Source organism: Oleiphilus sp. HI0086 (assembly GCF_001635225.1).
In genome coordinates this window covers 1-22,596 of record NZ_LWFZ01000014.1, presented here as the reverse complement: position 1 = coordinate 22,596, position 22,596 = coordinate 1, and the positions used below count along the sequence as shown (strand labels likewise).

At 45.1% G+C, this 22,596-nt stretch carries 21 protein-coding genes and 1 pseudogene; 13 read left to right on the top strand and 9 right to left on the bottom strand.

Annotation, left to right across the window (positions count from 1 at the left end):
- The 4 genes from rsxC to A3756_RS00350 all read left to right on the top strand — a co-directional run.
- Positions 1-2,322, top strand: a 2,322-nt coding sequence (rsxC, locus tag A3756_RS00365; RefSeq protein WP_368664550.1) for an electron transport complex subunit RsxC, incomplete at its 5' end; no start/stop codon positions are given.
- 1 nt (position 2,323) lies between these two features.
- On the top strand, positions 2,324-3,370 hold the full coding sequence (gene rsxD, locus A3756_RS00360; protein ID WP_068512028.1) for an electron transport complex subunit RsxD: 1,047 nt from the start codon (positions 2,324-2,326) through the stop codon (positions 3,368-3,370).
- 3 nt (positions 3,371-3,373) lie between these two features.
- On the top strand, positions 3,374-4,105 hold the full coding sequence (gene rsxG / locus A3756_RS00355) for an electron transport complex subunit RsxG (protein WP_082865009.1): 732 nt from the start codon (positions 3,374-3,376) through the stop codon (positions 4,103-4,105).
- Entirely contained in the window at positions 4,105-4,884 is a 780-nt protein-coding gene (locus A3756_RS00350) for an electron transport complex subunit E (RefSeq protein ID WP_082865008.1), read from the top strand. The genes rsxG and A3756_RS00350 overlap by 1 nt, the downstream gene beginning before the upstream one ends.
- Positions 4,885-4,962: 78 nt before the next feature.
- On the opposite strand, the gene A3756_RS00345 is transcribed toward A3756_RS00350, so the two are convergent.
- Positions 4,963-5,550 (bottom strand): hypothetical protein, encoded by a 588-nt coding sequence (locus A3756_RS00345; RefSeq protein WP_068552578.1) that lies wholly within the window; start codon positions 5,548-5,550, stop codon positions 4,963-4,965.
- Positions 5,551-5,709: 159 nt separating this feature from the next.
- Between A3756_RS00345 and A3756_RS00340 the strand changes: the two genes are divergently transcribed.
- The 3 genes from A3756_RS00340 to glyS all read left to right on the top strand — a co-directional run bounded on the left by A3756_RS00340 (position 5,710) and on the right by glyS (position 9,309).
- Positions 5,710-6,150, top strand: coding sequence for a YtoQ family protein (locus A3756_RS00340; protein ID WP_068552576.1), 441 nt, complete (start codon positions 5,710-5,712; stop codon positions 6,148-6,150).
- A gap of 88 nt (positions 6,151-6,238) precedes the next feature.
- Complete coding sequence (gene glyQ / locus A3756_RS00335; protein WP_082865010.1) at positions 6,239-7,240, top strand: glycine--tRNA ligase subunit alpha; 1,002 nt, start codon at positions 6,239-6,241, stop codon at positions 7,238-7,240.
- Positions 7,240-9,309 (top strand): glycine--tRNA ligase subunit beta, encoded by a 2,070-nt coding sequence (glyS, locus tag A3756_RS00330; protein WP_068512038.1) that lies wholly within the window; start codon positions 7,240-7,242, stop codon positions 9,307-9,309. Before glyQ ends, glyS begins: the two co-directional genes overlap by 1 nt.
- Positions 9,310-9,483: 174 nt before the next feature.
- Here the strand turns inward: glyS and A3756_RS00325 are convergent, their stop codons facing one another.
- Positions 9,484-10,491, bottom strand: a complete 1,008-nt coding sequence (locus A3756_RS00325; protein ID WP_068512041.1) for a TAXI family TRAP transporter solute-binding subunit — start codon at positions 10,489-10,491, stop codon at positions 9,484-9,486.
- A 160-nt stretch (positions 10,492-10,651) separates the two neighbouring features.
- Here A3756_RS00325 and A3756_RS00320 point away from each other — a divergent pair, with 160 nt between their 5' ends.
- Positions 10,652-12,367, top strand: coding sequence for a diguanylate cyclase (locus tag A3756_RS00320; protein ID WP_197470020.1), 1,716 nt, complete (start codon positions 10,652-10,654; stop codon positions 12,365-12,367).
- 30 nt (positions 12,368-12,397) lie between these two features.
- Here A3756_RS00320 and A3756_RS00315 read toward each other — a convergent pair whose 3' ends face one another.
- Positions 12,398-13,306 carry a GGDEF domain-containing protein gene (locus A3756_RS00315; RefSeq protein WP_082865007.1) on the bottom strand — a complete coding sequence of 303 codons (909 nt, stop codon included), beginning with the start codon at positions 13,304-13,306 and terminating at the stop codon, positions 12,398-12,400.
- Between the two features lie 230 nt (positions 13,307-13,536).
- Between A3756_RS00315 and A3756_RS00310 the strand changes: the two genes are divergently transcribed.
- The 4 genes and pseudogenes from A3756_RS00310 to A3756_RS00300 all read left to right on the top strand — a co-directional run bounded on the left by A3756_RS00310 (position 13,537) and on the right by A3756_RS00300 (position 15,986).
- On the top strand, positions 13,537-14,301 hold the full coding sequence (locus A3756_RS00310; protein WP_082865006.1) for a GGDEF domain-containing protein: 765 nt from the start codon (positions 13,537-13,539) through the stop codon (positions 14,299-14,301).
- A 39-nt stretch (positions 14,302-14,340) separates the two neighbouring features.
- Positions 14,341-14,655: a DUF3301 domain-containing protein gene (locus A3756_RS00305; protein WP_068512050.1), complete on the top strand. Its 315-nt coding sequence runs from the start codon at positions 14,341-14,343 to the stop codon at positions 14,653-14,655.
- Positions 14,656-14,778: 123 nt separating this feature from the next.
- Positions 14,779-15,107: pseudogene (locus A3756_RS29100) on the top strand (DUF3391 domain-containing protein); the annotation flags it as partial.
- 6 nt (positions 15,108-15,113) lie between these two features.
- Positions 15,114-15,986: an HD-GYP domain-containing protein gene (locus tag A3756_RS00300; RefSeq protein ID WP_368664551.1), complete on the top strand. Its 873-nt coding sequence runs from the start codon at positions 15,114-15,116 to the stop codon at positions 15,984-15,986.
- A 26-nt stretch (positions 15,987-16,012) separates the two neighbouring features.
- Here A3756_RS00300 and A3756_RS00295 read toward each other — a convergent pair whose 3' ends face one another.
- The 6 genes from A3756_RS00295 to A3756_RS00270 form a co-directional block, all read right to left on the bottom strand.
- Positions 16,013-16,324 carry a TraR/DksA C4-type zinc finger protein gene (locus A3756_RS00295; RefSeq protein ID WP_068552572.1) on the bottom strand — a complete coding sequence of 104 codons (312 nt, stop codon included), beginning with the start codon at positions 16,322-16,324 and terminating at the stop codon, positions 16,013-16,015.
- A 74-nt stretch (positions 16,325-16,398) separates the two neighbouring features.
- Positions 16,399-16,944, bottom strand: coding sequence for a redoxin domain-containing protein (locus A3756_RS00290; RefSeq protein WP_068552570.1), 546 nt, complete (start codon positions 16,942-16,944; stop codon positions 16,399-16,401).
- Complete coding sequence (locus A3756_RS00285; RefSeq protein WP_068566509.1) at positions 16,931-17,767, bottom strand: hypothetical protein; 837 nt, start codon at positions 17,765-17,767, stop codon at positions 16,931-16,933. The genes A3756_RS00290 and A3756_RS00285 overlap by 14 nt, the downstream gene beginning before the upstream one ends.
- A gap of 149 nt (positions 17,768-17,916) precedes the next feature.
- Positions 17,917-18,813, bottom strand: coding sequence for a hypothetical protein (locus A3756_RS00280; RefSeq protein WP_068512058.1), 897 nt, complete (start codon positions 18,811-18,813; stop codon positions 17,917-17,919).
- Between the two features lie 150 nt (positions 18,814-18,963).
- Entirely contained in the window at positions 18,964-19,494 is a 531-nt protein-coding gene (locus tag A3756_RS00275) for a response regulator transcription factor (protein WP_068552565.1), read from the bottom strand.
- Positions 19,491-20,825 (bottom strand): ATP-binding protein, encoded by a 1,335-nt coding sequence (locus A3756_RS00270; protein WP_068552563.1) that lies wholly within the window; start codon positions 20,823-20,825, stop codon positions 19,491-19,493. The genes A3756_RS00275 and A3756_RS00270 overlap by 4 nt, the downstream gene beginning before the upstream one ends.
- A 218-nt stretch (positions 20,826-21,043) precedes the next feature.
- On the opposite strand from A3756_RS00270, the gene A3756_RS00265 reads away from it, so the two are divergent.
- Positions 21,044-22,596, top strand: a 1,553-nt coding sequence (locus A3756_RS00265; protein WP_068552560.1) for a 7TM diverse intracellular signaling domain-containing protein, incomplete at its 3' end; no start/stop codon positions are given.

Genomic DNA, 22,596 nt, shown 5'->3' with positions numbered 1-22,596 from the left:
GGTGCAGTCTGTATGAGTGCCATGACACAGAACAATACACAGATCATTGCCACGAGTGGACGTTCCTTATCAGACTTTCATGGTGGTATTCACCCGGCGGAAATGAAGTCGCTATCGAGCGAGACAGCGATTACTGAGGCGGGCATTCCGCCACTACTTGTTTTACCTTTACAGCAACATATTGGTCAAGCCTCCAAGGTCTTGGTTGAAGTGGGTCAACAAGTAAAAAAAGGCCAGTTATTGGCTGAAGCAGACGGTTATATCAGTGTCGGCTTGCATGCACCCAGCTCAGGTGTGGTAGAAAGTATTGCTGAGCAAGTTGTGGCGCACCCTTCTGGTAATTCAGATTTATGTATTACCTTGAAGACAGACGGCCAGGACCAGTGGTGTGAATTGGATGCGAGTGAGGATTACTTATCTCTGGATGCTGACACAATAAGAGCGAAAGTTCGTGCTGCAGGGATTGCCGGAATGGGCGGAGCTGGTTTCCCAAGTGATGTGAAGCTTAACCCTCCAAAAGGTGCAGACATTTCTACGCTTATTCTGAATGCGGCAGAGTGTGAACCCTACATTACCTCAGACGACAGATTGATGCGTGAGCGGGCTGATCAACTTGTTGAAGGGCTTCGATTGCTGATCAAAGTGCTTCAGCCGAAAGAGTGTTTGATTGGTATTGAGGATAATAAACCTGAAGCGATTCGTTCTCTTCAGCAAGCTTTGGCGAGTATTGAAACCGGCAACTGCACCATTGAAGTTTGTGTTGTGCCAACCAAGTACCCCTCCGGTGGTGAAAAACAGCTGATAAAAATCCTTACCGGGAAGGAAGTGCCGAGTGCTAAGATTCCTGCGGATATTGGTGTGGTTTGTCACAACGTAGGTACAGTCGTTGCAATGTATCGTGCCGTGCGCTTTGGTGAGCCGCTTATTTCACGGATTACGACCTTAACCGGGCAGCAAATAGGCAAACGTGGCAATGTCGAAGTGCTTCTGGGGACGCCGATTAGTTGGCTATTGAGTCAGTATGATTACAAACCGGCCAAGTACGAACGCCTGATAATGGGTGGTCCGATGATGGGCTTCAATCTAGTAGATACTGATGTGCCCGTCGTGAAAACCACTAACTGTATTCTGGCTCCTGATCTAAAAGAAATGCCTTTGCCTGAGCCGGCTCAAGCCTGTATTCGTTGTGGCTTGTGTGCTGAAGCCTGCCCTGCAGAGCTTTTGCCTCAGCAGCTGTATTGGTTTGCGCGCGGGCAGGAATATGAAAAGGCAGAGCATCACAATTTGTTCGATTGTATTGAGTGTGGTGCTTGTTCCTTTGTTTGCCCAAGTTCGATTCCTCTTGTTCAGTATTATCGTCATGCTAAAGGTGAAATTAAGCAGCAGCGCGCTGATCAGTTGAAGTCGGATCAGGCGCGCGAGCGTTTTGAAGCACGTCAAGAGCGTCTCGATCGTGAAGCGGCTGAAAAAGCGGCGAAGCGTAAAGCCAGAGCCGAAGCCGCTGCGAAAGCGCAAGCAGAGAAAAAGGCTCAGGCTGCTGCGGCCCCAGAGAAAGCGCCAGAGATAGATGCCAAGAAAGCGGCGGTTGCGGAAGCTTTGGCTAGAGCGGAAGCAAAGAAAGCTAAGGAAGTTGCAGAAGCAATAGAGCAAAGCCCGGAAGAGTTAAAAACTGCCTGGGATAAGGCGCAATCGAAACTGGATAAGATGCTCGATGCACTTGAATCGGCAAAAGAAAATAATCCTGAGCAAGTAGAGAAATTAACCCGAGCTGTAGAAAAGAACCAAATGCGAGTTAACCAGGCTAAGCAAGCCTGGGAAAAAGCAAACTCAGAACCTGCGATGCAAAGTGAAGAAGCGGGTGAGGCTAAGGGCATAGATCAAGCTGCTGTAGATGAGTTGCAGCTAGCATTTGAGAAAGCCGAATCTAAGTTGGCAAAAATGCAAGATGCACTTGCAAATGCTCAGCCCGAGCAGGTAGAGAAACTAACCCGTGCTGTCGACAAGAACAAAGTGCGTGTTGAGCAAGCCAAACAGGCATTCGAGGAGGCACAACAGGCATTAGCTTCGACTCAGTCAGGCTCACAAGAAAGTGAAAAGGAAGAACTGCCTGATCTGGATGCTTTGAGTCTAGCTGTGGAAAAGGCGGAATCAAAGCTAATGAAGATGGAAGACGCTTTAGCAAATGCTCAACCAGAGCAAGTCGAGAAATTAACCCGTGCCGTTGATAAAAACAAGCAGCGGGTAAAAGTCGCTCAAGATGAACTGAATAGTGCGCGCGCTAAAGTAGGCGATGTGCAGAAATCACAAGAGAATGGTAACTAAGATGGCATTGTTGACGCTCACTTCACCGCATGCGAAAGGTTCTAATCGAACTGCAAACATGATGCGCTGGGTCATCGGCTTGACTATTCCCGGCCTGATTGCACAGACGATTTTTTTCGGCTGGGGCAACTTGCACAATGTTCTTTGGTGCAGCGTGGTGGCGATTGTTTGCGAAATCTTGATTCTGAAGATTCGTAAGCGCCCTGTTATGTTTTACCTTAACGACTACAGTGCGCTTGTAACAGCAGTGTTGCTGGGGATTGCTCTGCCTCCTTTTGCGCCTTGGTGGGTATCTTTGGTAGCGACAGCATTTGCTATTGTTTTTGCCAAGCACTTATACGGAGGAATGGGGTATAACCCCTTTAATCCGGCAATGGTGGGTTATGCTTTGGTGCTGGTATCTTTTCCTGTAGCGATGACGACCAATTGGGCAACACCGCAGACTTTATTGGACTCTCCAGCAACGCTGGGAGCAACGCTTGATGCAATATGGGGTGGTACCATAGCAGATGGTTATAGTGGGGCGACGCCTTTGGATGTCTATAAGCATGAAATTGCACACTCTACTGCGGATGTCGTTCTGCAAAATCCGGTATTTGGTGCCGGATTTTCCTTGGGTTGGGAATGGGTAAATCTGATGTTCCTGGCAGGTGGCCTGGTGTTACTTGTGAAAAAGATCATACCTTGGCAGACGCCTTTGGGAGTAATCCTTGGCTTGGCCTTGCCAGCGCTTGTCTTGGGCTATGATGCAGACCAGTTCGCACCGCTTAGCCTGCATATGCTGTCTGGTGCGACCATGCTGGGAGCTTTCTTTATAGCAACGGATCCCGTTACCTCATGTACCACGACTCGTGGCCGTTTGATTTTTGGTATTGGTATCGGTTTACTGACCTATATTATTCGCGTTTATGGTGCATACCCTGATGCCTTTGCTTTCGCTGTGCTATTGATGAATTTTGCAGCACCCCTGATTGATGTTTATACGCAGCCAAGAACTTATGGCTATGAGTCGGCAAAACGCGGCGCCAAGCAGAAAGAGGAGGCTTAAGAGATGACTGATAAGCTTAATCCAACTGACGAACGAGAAGAGCTGGGCGAACCGCTTTCTGAAACGATAGACACCCTGGGCTTGTCGATACTTCGGTCTGCGTGGGGGCTGGGTTTGTTCGCAATTATTACTGCCGGTTTAATTGCCTTTACCCAACAGGGGACGAAAGAGAAAATTGCAGAGCAGGTGAAGCAAGCAAGGTCAAAGGCCTTATTGCAGATTGTGCCACTTTCTGAGTTCGATAATGAATTACTCGATGATGCCTTTACACTAGCTCCATCTGAAGCCTTGGGGACTATTGAACCAGTAGAGGCATTCATCGCTTTAAAAGATCAGCTTCCTACCCACCTAATATTGCCTGTTGTGGCGCCTGATGGATATACAGGCCCTATACGTTTGATTATGAGTATTGATATGTCGGGGGAGCTTAAGGGTGTGAGAGTGATAGAGCATAAAGAGACGCCGGGCTTAGGTGATAAAATCGACTTGAAGAAGTCTGATTGGGTTTTATCCTTCAACGGCAAGTCTTTGGCGAACTTGACTGAAACTCAGTGGCAAGTGAAGAAAGATGGTGGAGACTTTGATCAGTTAACAGGTGCAACCATTACACCTCGTGCGATAGTCAGTGCGGTGCATAAAGCGCTGATCTACTTTAGTGAGAACAAAGATCGGATTCTGGATCAGGCAATGAGTTCTAAGTCGGGAACTGATACTGCAGCAGGTGAGGCACAATAATGGCAGCAGCAGAAAATAGCGCAGATTTAATACCGGAACAAAGCGAAGGTGCGAAGCAAAGCTTTGTTAGCAGTGGCGAGTTCAACAAACTAGTTAAGAATGGCTTGTGGGACAATAACCCAGCCTTGGTTCAGCTACTGGGTTTGTGCCCTTTATTGGCTGTAACCGGCACAGTAGTTAATGCTTTAGGTTTGGGGTTGGCGACAACCTTGGTTTTGCTTGGGTCTAATGTATCGGTCTCGTTGATTCGAAACTATGTGAGAGATTCAGTCAGACTACCTGCTTTTGTGATGATTATTGCTTCGCTAGTGACTTGTGCTGAGTTATTGATGCAAGCCTTCACTTATGAATTGTATGAAATTCTTGGAATCTTTATCCCATTAATCGTGACTAACTGCGCAATCTTAGGTCGAGCCGATGCATATGCATGTAAGAACCCTGTATTGCCAGCCGCAACAGATGGTTTGATGATGGGAGTAGGCTTTACCGTGGTATTGGTATTGCTGGGCGCCATGCGTGAACTCATTGGTCAAGGAACCCTGTTTACCGGAATGAACCTGATCTTTGGTGATATGGCTCTGGCTTGGGAAATTCAGGTTTTCGAAGATTACCCTAACTTCCTGTTTGCTATTTTGCCTCCGGGAGCGTTTGTTGGAATGGGTTTAATCATTGCGCTGAAGAATATCATTGATCAACGTGCAGCGGCAGCAAAAGCGAAAACTGAAACAAAGAAAGAAAAGGGCAGTAAGCGGGTTCGTGTAACCGGCAAGATTGCTTAGCCTATAACGGGGAAGGTGCTTAGATAGTGCAGTTGACACGACACAGCATTTCAGCTGTATCGTGCGTACTCTATCAACTTAAGCGGTAAATCGCTTCAGGCCTTTCATTAGACCGTCAGTAATATTCGAAAACTCATCTTTTGCTTTCTTAACGACAAGCTCAGAAATTGCTGTAGTTTCTTGATGTTTGCTTTCTTCTTCAGCGCTTACTTGATAAGCAGGAAGACATTCTTGCATTGCTTTGGCAGCCTCAGAACGGGGCTTTAGTCCATACCATTCACAGATCTTCTCTACAGATAAACGGAAAGCTTGTTCCTCGCCGTGGACGGCTATGGAGATAGTGGTGCGTTTTATTTCATCTTCCCAAGGTACGTTAATACGCAGCTCAAAAACATCAGCCGGCGCACGCCCTTTTCGTTTAACGACAATGCGGCGTAAACCTCGGATCGTGCCTTTTTCGCGAATATGATATTCGGTAGAGAGTGCTTGCTGCAAACCGTAAGCTTTCTGGGCTTTGGCAAAGCGAGCGTCGATTTCCTGGGCTTTGGAATACGCAGCTTTGCGACTGCGTTTGATACGGACATACTCTTGGTGTTCTTTACCTCCCCATGCTCGAAAGACTCGGAAGTAAGATAATTCGCCGTACTGGTGATCATAAATTGCCATATACTGCCCCCTCCTTGTAGGGCTCGTCCTTTGTGAGCGTATCTATTCGCTTCAACATCAATATTTTGCTGAATAGATCACATTTCGTTAGAGTTCGCACTCCGATAAAATCACAAGCACAATATATAACATTAATATGAAATTAGGGAGACACTTGTCATGAAATACATCATTTATTTATCTGGTGAAATTCATAGTGATTGGCGTGAGCGGATTGTTGCGGGTTTAGCATCAAACGGCTTGGATGTAGACGTTTATTCTCCAGTTACCAATCATGAAGCCAGTGATGAGGTTGGTGTTCGTATTCTTGGAGAGGAAGATAACAACTTTTGGAAAGACCACAAAGCAGCAAAAATTAACGCCTTACGTACGATGACCCTGATTGAAAAATCTGACATTGTTGTGGTGCGTTTTGGTGAAAAATACAAGCAGTGGAATGCAGCATTCGACGCCGGTATTGCGATCGGTCAGGGTAAGCCGATTATTGTGATGCATGCGCCAGAACTGACGCATCCTTTGAAAGAAATTGACGGTGCAGCGATGGCGGTGACCGAAACGCCGGAACAAGTAGTTGAAATTTTGAAGTATATCAACCAATAGTCGGGCTAATCTCGCTACAAGGCGGCGTGTTTTACGTTATAATGCCGCTCTTTTGTTTCTCACTCTATATGAATCTGGTGGTACGATCGTGTCTAACGAGACCCAAGCAAACGAAGTCGGTGCAGGTGCGCCTGACGTTAAAACTTTTCAGGGGCTGATTCTGGCCCTGCAAAACTTCTGGGCGAGTAAGGGCTGTGTAGTCCTGCAGCCGCTTGATATGGAAGTTGGAGCAGGTACTTTTCACCCGGCTACTTTCTTGCGCTCAATAGGGCCCGAGACCTGGAACGCCGCCTATGTTCAGCCAAGTCGACGACCTACAGATGGTCGCTATGGCGAGAACCCGAACCGTTTGCAGCATTACTATCAATTCCAGGTGGTGATGAAGCCTTCACCCTTGAATATTCAGGAACTCTATCTTGAATCATTAGCGGCGATGGGTATTGATACCACTGTCCACGATATTCGATTTGTAGAGGATAACTGGGAATCTCCTACACTAGGCGCCTGGGGTTTGGGTTGGGAAGTCTGGTTGAATGGTATGGAGGTAACTCAGTTCACCTACTTCCAACAGGTTGGCGGGCTCGAATGTTACCCGGTAACCGGTGAAATTACCTACGGTTTGGAACGTATCGCGATGTACCTTCAGGGTGTGGATAGCGTTTATGACTTAATCTGGGCGCATGGGCCAGATGGTGATGTGACCTATGGCGATGTTTTCCACCAGAACGAAGTGGAAATGTCGACTTACAACTTTGAGCACGCCAATACTGATGCGCTTTTTGCACAGTTTGATACCTGTGAAGCTGAAAGTCAGAAGATGATTGACCAGGGTTTGCCATTACCAGCGTATGAGTTGGTGCTTAAGGCTTCCCACACATTTAACATGCTGGATGCCCGCCATGCGATCTCGGTCACTGAACGTCAGCGCTATATACTGCGTGTTCGAGGCTTGGCACGATCCGTTGCCCAGGCATATTTTGATAGTCGTAAAGAATTAGGCTTCCCTCTGGCTCCTGAAGGGATTCGTGAAGAAGTCCTTGCCAGCTTAGAAAACGCTGGTTCAAAGTCGGACAAAGGAGGCAAGAAATAATGTCTACGCAAGATTTTCTCGTTGAAATCGGGACTGAAGAACTTCCACCGAAAGCACTGAAGAAGCTCTCGGACTCCTTTACCAGTGGTATCGAAGCAGGCTTAAAAGATGCGGCTTTGAACTATGCTGAGGTAAAGGCTTTCGCTAGCCCCAGACGTTTAGCTGTTCGAGTTAAAGGTTTGGACGTGCAGCAAGCTGATAAGTCAGTTGAAAAGAAAGGCCCGTCAAAGAAAGCCGCTTATGATGCTGAAGGGAATCCTTCTCGCGCCTTGACTGGTTTTACCGGCTCGTTAGGTATTAAGCCTGAAGACCTAGAAGAAATGGAAACGCCGAAAGGAACATGGTTAGTTTACCGCTCGCTAGAGAAAGGTCAGGAAACCAAATCTTTGTTGAATGACATTGTTGCCCAGTCATTGAACAAGTTGCCTATTCCTAAGCGTATGCGTTGGGGAGCTCAAAAGGTTGAGTTCGTTCGACCGCTGCAGTGGGTATTGATGATTTTCGGTGATGAGGTTGTAGAAGGCAGTATTCTGGATATTCCAGCTGGTCGAAAGACTCGCGGTCACCGCTTCCATAGTCAGGGTGAGATTGAAATTACTAAAGCAGATGACTACGAAGTTCTATTGTTAGAGCTAGGCAAAGTGATTGCAGATTATGATCAGCGTAAGGAAAAGGTTCGTCAGGGTGTGACGGCTGCTGCTGAAGGTATTGGTGGTGTGGCTGTGATTGATGAAGACTTGTTGGACGAAGTCGCGTCTCTAAATGAGTGGCCCGTACCTTTAGTCGGCCGCTTCGACGAGCGCTTTTTGGAGGTGCCGACAGAAGCACTGATTTCTTCGATGAAAGAGCATCAGAAGTATTTCCATGCTTTGGATAAGAATGGCGAGATGCTACCAAACTTCATCACGCTAGCGAATATCGAAAGTAAGGACCCTCAGCAGGTAATTCAGGGTAACGAGCGTGTTATTCGTCCTCGCCTGGCAGACGCGGCCTTCTTCTTTGAAACGGATAAGAAGTCCACTTTGGCCTCGCGTCGTGAGCAGTTAAAGAAAATTGTCTTCCAGAGTAAATTGGGAACGGTTTACGATAAAACTGAACGTGTATCAAAGCTAGCTGCGAAGATTGGCGCAGCAATTGGTGGCAATGCGTCCGATGCAGAGCGTGCAGGAGAGCTAGCTAAATCTGACCTGGTGACAGAAATGGTTCTAGAGTTCTCTGATTTACAGGGAACCATGGGTTATCATTATGCTGTGCACGATGGAGAATCTAAAGAAGTTGCTTTAGCGTTGAATGAGCAGTACATGCCTAAGTTTGCGGGCGACAGCTTGCCGACCACAAAAACGGGTTGTGCACTTTCTATTGCTGAGAAACTTGATTCACTGGTTGGTCTATTTGGTATCAATCAGCCTCCAACGGGTACTAAAGACCCATTTGCCTTGCGCCGTGCTTCTTTAGGTGTGCTTCGAATCATTGTTGAAGAGCAATTGGATCTTGATCTGGTTGACCTAATTAATTGGTCGCTAGAGCAATACGAAGGCTTGGAAAACAATAGTGTCCAAGAAGACTTATTGAACTACATGTTGGAACGTTTCCGTGCCTGGTATCAGGATGAAAATGTATCTGCTGAAGTCTTCTTAGCGGTTAACGCTCGTAGGCCTACACGTCCGGTCGACTTTGATCAGCGCATCAAAGCGGTTAGCAACTTTTTGGGCCTCGAAGCGGCTTCAGCCTTATCGGCAGCCAATAAGCGTGTTTCCAATATTCTGGCGAAGAATAAGGGCGAGTTGGCAGATCAGGTCGACCAGAGTAAGCTGATTGAGCAAGCTGAAAAGGATTTGGCAGCTCAGGTAGATAGCCTAGCAAAAACTGTAACGCCATTGTTTGACCAAGGTAACTACCAAGCTGCTTTGACTGAGCTATCAAGTCTTCAAAAAGTTGTTGACCAGTTCTTTGAAGATGTCATGGTTATGGCCGATGATGAAGCGTTGAAGAATAATCGCTTAGCCTTGTTGAGTCAGCTGCGCGAGCTATTCCTGCGAGTGGCAGATATTTCGCTGCTTTCTAAGTAGCACCTAAGCACTAAGTTAGGCTTTCCCTTCTTGCTAGCAAAGCACTGCTCATTCGAGTGGTGCTTTTTTGTTTCTGGTCTTAATCTCTTGCAGAGGTTTTTTCTTCGCGCTTGATTAAGCTTGTGCTAACCCTCTAGTGGGCCACAGAACAACTGAAAGAATATTGGCAGCTGACTAATTCAACAAACCTACTTCTTTGTAGTAGCGAACTGCTCCGGCATGTAAGGGGGCTGATAAGCCTTCTTTAACCATTTTGGTCTTATCGAGAGCATGGAATGCAGGGTGAAGTTTTTTAAACTCGAGGAAATTTTCAAATACTGACTTGGTTAACTGGTAGATAACCTCGTCGGGTGTATCTTTAGAGCTTACTAGTGTCGCACCTACGCCAAATGATTTTATTTCATTTGGGTTGCCTCGGTACATACCAGCCGGAATGGTGACTTCGTGATAATATGCGTTGTCAGTGACTAGCTGATTAACTTCGGAACCTTCAACATCAATAAGAATGCTATCGCAATCTGAGGTCGCAGCTTTAATCGAGGCGCTAGGATGCCCAGCCATAAAAATCATGGCATCAAACTGCTTGTCGCATAGTGCTTTTGATTGATCTGAGGAGCTGAGTTCAGATACTTGTGAAAAAAGGCTGCTTCCCCAGCCGAGTGCCTGCATGAGAATTTCCATAGTGGCACGATGACCAGAGCCTTTATTACCTATATTAATTCGTTTACCTTTCAGGTCATTTAAAGTTTGGATGCCCGAATCTTTTCGTGCGACGACAGTAAATGGCTCGGAGTAAATAGAAAATACTGAGCGTAACGCTGGGTCTCTGCCTTCTGAGGAAAATACTTCACTGCCTTGTACTGCGTGATATTGCCAGTCGGACTGAACAACTGCCATATCCAAGTCCAGTTCTCTGACTTTTCGTAAGTTGTACAATGATCCCTGGGTGCTTTCAACGCCACAGCGTATACCGTGCTCGGAACGTTGACGATTGATCATCCTGCATACTGCGCCGCCTGTTGGATAATACACTCCGGTGACACCACCGGTACCGACAATCATATAGTGCTTGTCACGAGCAAGGCTGAGCTCGGAACTGCCGAAAAGAAAGACGAAAATACAAAGCTTAGCCAGCTTCAATTTGCCGAACAAACTCAAAGTTTTTGACCTACGACCTAGCATACGTTTCCTTATTGAAGCTGCTTGTATCAGCACCTTACCCTTTTCATTGAAGAATAATCTTTTTGGAAAAGATTTTCTACACGATATTGTTGTGAAAGAGAAAAACAGAATTATGCTGGTACACTTATTGAAGGCCCTTAACAAGCAGTTTCTTTTCGCTATGAATAAGCTGATTCAACCGATATTTTTGCTGATGAATCGATTAACTTACCGTGGTAAGTTTATGTTGATCTCATCGGTTTTCGCGATCCCCTTGGCTCTGTTTGCTGTGCAGTTAGCATTTAATGCGCATCAGCAACTAGAACAAGCACAGCACACTCGCTCTGGCTTTAACTATCTTCGCCAATCAACAGAACTTATCGAAGACTTGGAAACGATACGAGATATAACTGTTGTTGTCTCTTGGAAGAGTGACTCCTTCTTGGTTTCAAAGCTTGATGCTGTTAAGAAGCGGGCTTATGGTCGTATTCTGGATCTAAGCGAAAAATTAAGTTCTAACGCTAGTAGCAAGTACTTACTAAGTCTTAAGGAAAAGTTTGAAAAGGACGGTTTTATTCGCGGAAATGAGGCAGGAAGGGTCGATAAGATTTATGAGGAGGCCCATATTATGGTCGGTCAGGCGTATAGCTGGAGAAGGCAAGTTTCTTATCTGTATGCCTCCAGTAGTCAAAGCGATATTTTGTCCTTCGTAAACCTACTTAATGAGGGTGAGGAATATACCTATGCCTTAGGTTTGGTCAGAATGTTTGGAAGTTTGTATTTAGGGCAGGCGTTTGTGGCGTCACATGGTGCTGACGCGATGGAGGCTGCTTACCAAAACCTGTCTAAGTTAATTGATGATGTGGATGTGAAGGAACAAGCCTATGCCGGTATATTTAGAGATAACCCTTCCGTAGACTTATTAGGTGTTAAATCAGCTTTAGTTCAGACTAAAGACCTGCTTTCACAGTATTTGATAGAGTCCTTCTCTCCTAAAGGTGACCCGCAAGAGTTCTACGCGAAGTTAAGCGACTTGTATCAATTAGTATACGCGCATAATCAGCTTGTTTTATCGGTGACTGACCGTGTATTGGCGAAAAATTACCAGCAGAGCATTGAGCGCTTATCCTTGTTCTATATCAGCGTCGCTTTCTTCTCCTTGGTTTTGCTCTACTTGTCAGTCGGTTTATATAAGTCTGTTAGCTCTGCTATAGGTGAATTAACTGGCGCTGCAGATCGTGTAGCTATGGGAAATTATGATCAAGCGATTGAGATTGGAACGCATGATGAATTACTGACAGTTGCTCGGGCCATGGAGCATATGCGTCTAAGCATTAAGGAGCGTGAAGAACGCTTGGAACTAATGAGCCAGATTGATGGTTTGACTCAACTTTATAACCGGCCATTCTTTGATCAAGCAATGGATATATCCTTGGCTAATAGTCGCCGAAACATGACGCCGCTTACCTTGGTTATGATGGATATCGATCATTTTAAAAAGGTAAATGATACCTATGGCCACCAGGCGGGTGATGAGTGTTTAAAACTGATTGCTCGCTTAATGAAGAAACAGTATCAGCGACAAACAGATATAGTGGCTCGTTATGGTGGTGAAGAATTCATTGCGATTCTCTACGGTCAGACTCAAGAGGAGGCCCTATTGCAAACCGAGAAACTTCGAAGGGCAATTGAAGACGCAAATATGACTTATCAAGGCAAAACAATACCGATGACTGCAAGTTTTGGCTTGGCAAGCATGGCACCACCAGAGTGGCAGAAAGGTGAATCATTGGTGGGGTTTGCTGATAGTGCTTTGTACCAGGCAAAAGAAAGTGGCCGGAATCGTATTTGTATCGGAGGTCAGTCAGGTGGCCATGAGACTCAAAATACCGCTTGATAAGGTTCTATAAGACCTAAGGCCGATCTTTTATAGCTGATCAGCTACAGTAACCTGATTTCTTCCTTGACTTTTTGCCTGGTAAAGGGCTTTGTCAGCCTGTTTTACCAGATCTTGCCAGGCTTCCACTCTGGATTCCACGACACCAATACTGACGGTTAGCACGCCTTTGTCTGATTCAATGTGAGGGATTTGTAATGCCTCGATAGCTGCCCTGACTCGCTCGGCACATATTCTGGCTTGTTGGCCAATACTTCCGGGCATCAGAATTAATAGCTCTTCGCCGCCATAGCGAAATACTCTGTCTGAGGTGCGCAGCGTTGATTTAACAGTTTGAGCAACTTGTCTGAGCGCATCATCTCCTGATTGATGCCCATAGTAATCGTTATACTTCTTGAAAAAGTCGATATCCACTAAAGCTAGACTATAACTATTCTGGGTTCGTAGAGCGTGCTGTTCAGTATGTGTGAGATCAACCTCCATAGCGCGTCGGTTGCCGATACCTAGCAAGGCATCTTCAAGTGACAATAGTTTTAGCTCTTCGACATTAGTTTCCAGTTCTGCATGCCTGTCGATCAAGCGAACATATACATCGACTAGGTTAGATTGGGTCACAACACCAACTAAGTGTCCGGCATTGTTAATAACAGGGAGATGACGGAGTTTTCGACTACGTGACAGCATCAAGGCGTCTTTAAATAGACTATCTTCCTGAACACAAACAGGCGTAGAAGTCATGATTTCACAAATAGAATGTTCTGGGTAGTGAGCGTCTTTCAATAGCGTGCAAAACAGTTTGGTGATGTCACGCTCTGTGACGATTCCGATAGGTTTGTCGTTCTCGACAATAATCAGGCAGGAGCTACCTTGCTTTGACATGAGCGGAACCGCCTCCTTAATACAGCAATTCGCGTCCACGGTTGGTGGGCAGTCATTCATGAGTTCTTTGACAAGTATGTTAGTACTTTGGTGACCTTTCAAAAATTCATTCTATACTTTAATCCTAGGAGCCTAGCGGGAATAAGGCAAATTAATTACAGCAACTTACAAGCATCTTGAAAAGACTATTTGATGAATAGGTTCTTGATCAGAGTCAGACTTCAATTCATGAGTTCATGCTACCTTCAAAGTAAGGGAGCAGAGCCTGCTCCGCCAGGAGAGCAAATCCAATGACGATGATACGTAGTTCTAACGCTAAAATCTCAAACCGGCTCACCCGTTTTGTATCCTTACCGGTTCTGAGGGCTTTGTACGGCCTGGCTTTATCGTTAGGTGCACCGGCGGGTTGGGTTCTAGTCCAGAAACTTGCGGGGCGTGATCCATTCTCTGGTGAACATTTTGATCTATTACTCTATGTCTATATGAGCTTGGCAACGGGAATTGTGTTTTCATTGCTAGGTTATTTTATTGGTCGTCGAGAGCATATGATTACAGATCTGGCACTGACCGATAGCCTAACGGCGCTTTACAATAAGCGTTATTATAAAAACCGTTTAGAACAAGAGTTTCAGCAGCATCTGCGTACCGGTGCCTCAATGGCCATTATTCAAATTGATTTAGACTTTTTTAAACAAGTAAATGATCGATTTGGGCACCAGGCAGGTGATGAAGTATTGAAGAAGGTTGCTACATTGATTCTTGCAAATTGCAGGAAGAATGATACTGCCGCGCGCGTTGGCGGAGAAGAGATGAGTATTATTGTCTGTGGCGAAAGTAAAGATGAAGCGCATATATTGGCAGAAAGAATTCGTGCCACGATTGAAAGTACAGACTGCTTTTGGCAGGGGCAACGGATAAGTTTGACAGCCTCATTCGGTATTGCATTCGCGACAGCTAAGACAGAAACTGCTTGGCAAATTTATCAAAATGCTGACTTGGCACTGTATCAAGCCAAGAAGCAGGGACGGAATCAGGTATGCTTGTATGAAGCCTAAACCCAAGGCGCGAGTAGAGTTTCGAATGCGGAGGTTATATTGTCTTTAAGATCATTGGTTCTGACGTTGCTTGTCTGCCTGATTGTTTGGTATTGGCTTAAAGCAAGAGAGTTAAAAGATATTGCTCTAAGAGCCGCGGCGAAGCATTGTCGTGAATTGGACTTAAGTATTCTTGACCAGACAGTCGTTTTGCGCTCATTGAAGCTCAAGAGAGGGAATGCTGGGCGCTTACAGATTATTCGTGAATATGGTTTTGAGTTCAGTTCTACAGGAGAAGATCGTTATAAAGGTAGTGTGAAGATGGCCGGAGCACGTGTTCAAGGGGTCAAATTGGCACCACATCGAGTGGAATAGTTTTATTATTGGAAGTGGTTAATTTGTATCGAGCACCTATACTCTATATATCGACAAAAAGAAGCTATTCACAAATTGGCAGGTGTTTTTAATTCGCACCTGCTTTAGCGTGTAAGAATAAATATGATCAAACGAATTCCTATCGACTCCCTTCAAGTTGGAATGTATATATCTGATCTTAATAGTGATTGGATTCCTCATTCCAACTTTAAGAAGAAGGGGAAAATCAAGAAAGATCTAACTGTTGAAAAGATAAAAAACTAGGCATTAAAGAAGTCTATATCGATACTTTTCTAGGTGAGGATTTAAAGGATGCGCCGACCCTTGCCGAGATTGACAAAGAAAATGAAAAGAAACTAGCAGCGGCAGGTGAACTGAGCTCGTTAAACAAGCCGCGTTTAGGTTTGGGCGAGGAAATGCTGGCGGCTCAAAAGGTTCATGAAGAAGCAGTTGAACTCATGGGCGGTATTCTCACGGACGTTAAGACTGGTCAGGCGCTTCCTATAGACGCTATTGATAATCTTGCGGAAGATATGCTGGACTCTTTGTTCAGAAATCACAATGCCTTGGCTTGCCTTGGCTGTATTCGCGAGAAAGATAGTTACTTGATGGAGCACTCCGTAAACCTGAGTGTTCTGATGTCTATTTTTGGTAAATCGATGCAACTGGATCGTTCGGTTCTTCATCAAACCATTTCAGGTGCATTGTTGCATGATATCGGGAAAATCATGGTGCCAGACGAAATATTGCATAAGCCTGGTAAATTAACCGATGATGAATTTTCGCAAATGAAACATCACGTTACCCTAGGTCGCGAGCATTTGCTGGGTATCGAAGGTATTTCCCCTTTGACTATTCAAGTCGTTTCTGAACATCACGAGCGAATGGATGGTACCGGTTACCCTTCGGGTCTATGTGGTCATGAAATCTCAACCTTCGGGCGAATGGCTGCGATTGTTGACGTTTATGATGCGATTACAGCCGACCGCTGTTATCACAAGGGTATGACGCCGACAATGGCGATTAAGCGTTTACTGGAGTGGAGCGATCATCATTTGGACCGCTCTTTGGTAAATCACTTCATTCGTTGTATCGGAATTTATCCAGTTGGTTCTTTGGTCTTACTAGAGAGTGGCCGACTGGGCGCGGTTGTAGAAGTGAACGAGTTTGATCAGCGCTCGCCAAAGGTGAGGGTGATGTATCACACCAAGTTTAAATGCTTTATCAAGACCGAATTAATTGATTTAGCGAAACCGACGGTTCAGGATGCAATTGTCAAAGCCGTTGACCCCGACCTATTCAGGATCAACGTTAAAGATTTTTTAAGCTAGTCTAGTACACTTTCTTGGGAGCTGCGCTAAACGGCGCAGTTCGTACATAGTGCAGCAAAAGGCAGGGCGTCCAAACGCTCATTGCTGATATCTTCGTGACACTTCTCACAAGCGCCATATAAGTCTCGTTCCATTTTTAGCAGGGCATGATCTATTTGCTCTAGCTCTTCTTCGGCTTCACTTTTCAGGTTTAGTAGTACATCATCATTTTGTCTGTCTACGACTTGGTCCGAGAACTTACTGCTGGTTTTCCGGTTGTGAAGGTCTTTATCAATTTTCTCGATACGAAGACTTAATTCTTCTTTTAAAGCAACTAGCTTTTCTTTGCGGTCTGTCATGATTCTTCCTCACCTAAAATGGGTACGTATTACCTACATTTTAGGTTAGAACCGCAGAATAGCATTGATATGAATCAAGGTTGGCTTGCTAATTCCAAGGCCTCTGTCAGTTTAGCGTGTTTGAAGCCTTCATTCATAAGAATGAGGCCGTCTGAATTGATCACAACCGTAACGCCCATATCTCCCTTGAACTGCTCAGTTAAGTTATGAGCAGTATCTGCTACCACTGTTTCAGAGCGATAACCGCTAGAGATCTGATTCGCCCGGGCTTGTTCAGTCGATCCTGAGACATAATCAATACTAATAAAATGAATGTTCGGATAGTTTGGCTTGATTGACTCGCGAATACTCGACATATGGCTATCACAAAGCGGACACCACATGGTGAAATAGAGTACAACCGCATCATAAGCGGTTAATTCATCACTTAAAGTCAGCACATTGTCTTCAGTGTCAAGAATGCTGAAGTCACTAGCAACCTGGTTGACCTGGTTACCGATACTACCCGCTTGCACACTTTCGCGTTTATCTTCACTGGAAGGGTTTAAATCTTCGTTACAAGCAGATAATAATAGCCCAAGGAAAAGCATGCTAATTAAACGAAATCTAACGTAGAACATAGCTCACTCCCAAACTTAAAATATCTGTTGCAGCAAAGTCTTCACCACTGAGCGCATGATTCCACGAGAGCTTGTAGATCCAATCCATAGCGACTGTTGAATAGGCAATACTTAATCCCAGCGACTGCTTTTGAAAACCAGGAAGGGAGCTGTCTTTATTCCCATCAATTTCACCGACCTTTTCGCGTAAATCATTATAGGATGTGGTCACAGTAAGCGTGTCCATTGAGTCTAAAAAATGCGTATAACCAAAAGCCAGGCTTGTTGACAGGCGCTTACCTAATTGCAGATCATAGGGGTCGATAAAGCCGCTAGAGTCTTCGTTAACAGGACGTTCAATATATTTTCCATAGGACATGTTCAAGGTCATATTCCAGGGATAAATAGTCTTGTCGACAAGCAGATTAGCATCCAGGCGGTAGACGCCCCGGCCCGTGATATCGAAGCTGTTATCAATTTCACCAGAGTATGCAGATTTACCCGTCGGCAGGGTTAAGGTGCTGCCCAGGTATACTGCTGGAATCAGGCTTCGCCAGTTGGTGACTTTCCAGACACATTTAATATCGTCAAAGGTCTCGTACCATAGCCCTATGGTCGTATCACCAATGTTGTCGACTTTAGACTCTGTTCCAGTGTAGGTATTGTCATTCCATACATAGGGAATTTGGAGGCTTGCCTGCCAGCGGTTGGCAAGCCGATAAGCGATACCAAGACTACTTCGGTACTGGTTTAAGTCAGAGCCAACAGGGTCATCCTGATGCTTTCCTTCAGAGTTCCAGTAGCCCTTATAGTTCTCGTGCGAGAATGATGTATCAAACATCATGCGCGCACCTTTTGGCAGAATTAAAGAAGAGGCTGACCCGCCGCCACAACAGGATGCAGCCCAAAGATTCAGTGGCACAAGGAGCTGTGTACTGAGAAAAAACAGAAAGGCTTTATTCTTCATGCAAATAGATATCTTTCTAAAGATATTTACATCCCCATCATCGTGTTAGATGGCGTCACGACGAACTCTGCTTCATCATATTCACCATCAGGAATGTTGCCATCGTCGGTTTTTTGTTCACCGTTAACCGATAGGCGTACATAGATAGAGCCGGCTTCTCCGTCAGTAAGGCCCGTCAGGCCTTCAGCGGTCCAAATACCTTCTCCCTCATTGGATGCTGTGACCCAGCTGTCACCATCACTTGGGTCTGTTGACATTGCTACGGTGATGCTAGAGATCGTAAGCTCATAGTCGGAGTCTGCATTGAGTATTTGCCCAGCGCTAATTGCCGGAAAGCTCATCATGCTTTCCTTGGTAGTGATAAAAACACTGAAGTCATGACCGCTATCTCCATCTGATAGGCCATCATTGAATAGAATGTAGGTGCGTTTTTCTTCTCCGCCCATCATATTTGCAATAGTATCAGTTTGGCTCTTTAGATTAGCGCGGGCTGTCTCTCCCATTGCCATCATTACATCTGGCTGAAAGGTAACGCTTTCATCATAAGGTAAACCTATATCAAGGTACCAAGTACCCATCTCAGGGCCTGATGCCATGAGGTAGTAGATTGTCGCGTTATAGATTCCTGCTTCGTCACTTTCGGTGAAAGAGCCATAAGGCGTGCTATGGTTATGTGTAGACATTTCCATTAGTGGGCTTAAGGTAGGAGAAAGCCCTTCCATAGGGGTGCCATCCAAATCGGTAATTTCGATTTTTAGGTTGGATTTACCAACTTGAGCCATCTCGGATAAATAGGTAACTTTAAAGCTTTCTGAAAGCTCATAATCATTTTTTTGTGAATTGTTGCTATCACTACACGCACTCATTAAACAAGCACTTGCAACTAAACTCAAACTAAATGCGAGGGTCTTAACTGCTTTCATCTATGCACTCCTTGATGCGCAAAATCATTAATTGCGTGAAATTTTACGCTGAAGTAAGGGTGCAAAGGAGTGACAAATTGTCGCACCTACTTTGGGGTATAGTTTGGGTTTAGTTCAAGTTCAGATATGTTTTGGCTTTATGTTAATGACTTATTTTGATGAAGGGCGTTTCTGTAGCTTGCGTTGCAAAGTCCGTCGATGCATTCCCAGAGCATTAGCTGTTGCAGAGATATTGCCATCATGCTCATTAAGCACGCGTTGGATATGTTCCCACTCCAGGCGTCCCACTGATGGCGGGCTAGTATCTAGGGGAATATCTGGGTTTGCGTCCTCTTCCTGTAGGGCTTTGATAATGACATCGGTGGTCACAGGTTTGCATAGGTAATTCACTGAACCCAGCTTCATCGCTTCAACCGTTGTGCTAATGCTGGAATAACCTGTCAGAATCAGTGCCTTGGTTTGAGGTGAGTGTTCTTTTAGAATCGACAGAAACTGCAAACCACTTTCCTGATCGATCTTTAGGTCAACCACAGCAAAATTTATGCTCGTATCCGTTAATATGCCTTTGGCTTCTTCAATACTGTTTGCGGCGAAGCTATTGTAGCCTCGTCGTTTAAATGACCGGGCAAGTGTCGTAGAAAAGGTTTGGTCGTCATCTAGGATAAGGATACTCTTAGTCATTTTATTTTCTGCTCTTCGGCTGGGTGTGAGCTTACAAGTGACAGGGAAATATGAATGCGAGTGCCCGACTTATCTGCTCTTTCAACGCTTATTTTTCCATGATGTCTATTAATCGTGGCATGAGATAAAAATAAACCAATGCCCATACCATGCTCTTTGTCAGACTCTAATGGTTGCTCAGCGGCACTAAGAATACGGGAAACTTTGTTTTCATCACTGTTGCCATAATCACTGATGGTGAGTCTGAGCTTGTCCGGTTCAACATCTGCCTCGAAGCAGACTCTTTCGGGCGAAGCATCGGCAGCATTATTCAGGATATTCAGAATGGCCATCCTTAAAGATGGATCTGAGGAAATATTTGGCGATGGTGACTCGTCGAATTGTGCGCTGTTCCAGTTTTTCTCAAGCCTGACGCTAGGCCGTAAGAGTCTAAATTCATTCACTAGCTGGGTGAGAAAGTAGTGGACAGATTCATCTTGCTGACTGAGGAGAGCCTGGTGCCGAAGGTCATCTAACACGTTTTTACATATCGCTATTTGAGACGCCAGGAGTGTAAGGTCTTCGTCGAAATCCTGGGTCAGGCTATCTGCTTGAAGGTCGTCAACGAGCACGGCCATCGTCGATAGTGGTGTACTGATATGATGAGCAGCAGACGCGGCTTGTGTTGCAATACCCAATAATTGCTCGTCGCGCAGTAACTGTTCTCTTTGTTCGTTGATCTTATGTTGTCGAGACTTTAACTCTTGTCTCATTCTAATGAGGAAGAAGCAGATTAAGGCCGCGCTCACTGCAAAATTGAACCACATGCCAATGAGATGAAGGGAAAAGGCAGTTTGGCTTGCATCAATTTGGTGGTGCATATGATGGGCATGCTCATTCGCAACAGAAGTCTCTGATACCGAAAGGTCGACTAAGTATAAAGAGCCATAGCAACTTACGGTGAGTAAGGCCATAAACCAGGTGAAATTACTATTTAAGGTTGCTGCACTAATGGTTAACGGGAAGAGTAAAAGTGACACAAAAGGGTTGGCGGAGCCGCCGGTTACATGAAACAGAAGGCTCATGAATAGTACATCTGACACTAATTGAAGTCGGACATAGTTTTCGGTAATGATACGGGCGCTTTTAAGCTGAGCGAAGGTGAACATGGCTGAAAAAGCAAATAGGCTTAAAATAAACTCCGCCAGGATGAAGTTAAATTTTAAGTTCAGATATAGATGGTCAACGAGTAAAAAAAGTTGAGCCAGTCCCCACAAGGCCAGGCGAGCGCTAGCTATCAGGCGAACGTTTTCGCGCAGTGGTGTTTTGCTTCCTTTAGAGGAAAAAATCATAGTCGTCGTTTACTGAAAAACTGGATTGAATTTGCTAATTATTAGAACAAGCTCTTAGAAAACATGCCAGACGTTTTCATGAAAGTTTTTAAGCCTTGTCTATACTTAGCTAAGTACTCATCACAGAAAAAGACAATTACCCCTTGAAACAATTACAAATAAAAAATGGACTTTGGATCTTTCTAGCGCTGTGTGTCTGCCTGTATTCCGTGTCGGCTATGGCGGAGGAGCATTACACCAATGGCATACCATTGTCTGGAGACCATCTTGAGTTCTTTGTCGATCCGACACATGGCTTGACGATAGATGATGTGCATGGCTACAACCTCTGGGACTGGCGCTCGAACGAGCAGGAAGTGCCATCATTTGGTTTTTCGCATGATACCTACTGGTTCCGCTTTGTGGTGCCAGGGAATGACCACGCCTGGTTGTTGGAAATCAATTATGCTTTGCTAGATGAAATCGAGTTTTATCGGGTTAAAGGAGGTGAAGTCGTTGAATTTGTCCGTACAGGTGATCACTTTGTTTTCTCTGAGCGTCCTATTCAACATCGAGCATTTCTATTTCCAATCGATGGCGCTGATGAAGCACAGCATGTTTACTTGAAAGTTCGCTCTTCAAGTTCCATTCAGTTGCCTGCTACGCTTTGGCCAGAGAAAAGCTATTTTGAGGCTGACCAATATCGCTTTGCCGAGCACGGTTTGTACTATGGCATCGTTCTGGTGATGGCTTTGTATAACTTCTTTCTTTTTTTGCGACTTAGAGATAGTGCTTACCTGTTCTACGTTTTGTACGTGATTACCTTTGCTGTAGCCCAGATGTCCCTGACGGGCTTTGCTTACCAATTTATCTGGCCAAACTTTCCGGTATGGAATGAGCAGAGTATGGCGGTAATAACGCCCTTAATCGTGACATCGGGGATGGTATTTGTATCGAACTTCCTTAAATTGCAGAATAATCACCCGTACTTGAATCGTATTGTCTATTTGCAGGCTTGGCTTGGAATCGTGTTGGCTTTCTTGAGCACGCTCTTACCTTATGCAGTCATGATTCCTTATGGTGCGGCTTTGGCGATCGTTACTTGTTCGTCTATTTTATTTATTAGTTACTATGTCACGATCAAATCGAGACAAAAATATGCGACGTACTTTTCGGTTGCCTGGAGTATGTTTCTAATTGGCACCGTTATATTGGCCATGAACAAATTTGGCTTACTGCCTAGAAATGGGCTAACGGAGTCTGCAGCGCAAATTGGCTCAGCTATTGAAATTATTCTCTTGTCTTTTGCTCTTGCGGAACGCTTGCATGACGCTACTTCGCGCCGTTTTAAAGCTGAAGCAGAAACCTTGCAAGTGAAGGAAAAGCTGATCGAGACCAAGCAGATGCAAAATGAAGCATTAGAGGTAGAAGTTGAGCAGCGAACCAGAGACTTACGACTGGCTTTAGAAAAGGTCAATAAATTAAACTCCGAACTTGAAGATCTATCAACACTTGATCAAGTCACCGGGGTTAGAAATCGTCGTTATTTTGATGAAATGATGGAGCGAGAGTTTCGTCGTGGCAGGCGAAATGGGCGAGAATTAGCTTTGATTATGATTGATTTGGATAATTTCAAATCCGTCAATGATACCTATGGTCATCAAGCTGGAGACCAGTGTCTGAAAACGGTCGCTTCTGAAGTGTATCGTTTGGTGAAACGCCCTCCTGATCTGGTTTGCCGTTATGGTGGAGAGGAGTTAGCTGTTGTCTTACCTGAGACCAAATTGGAAGG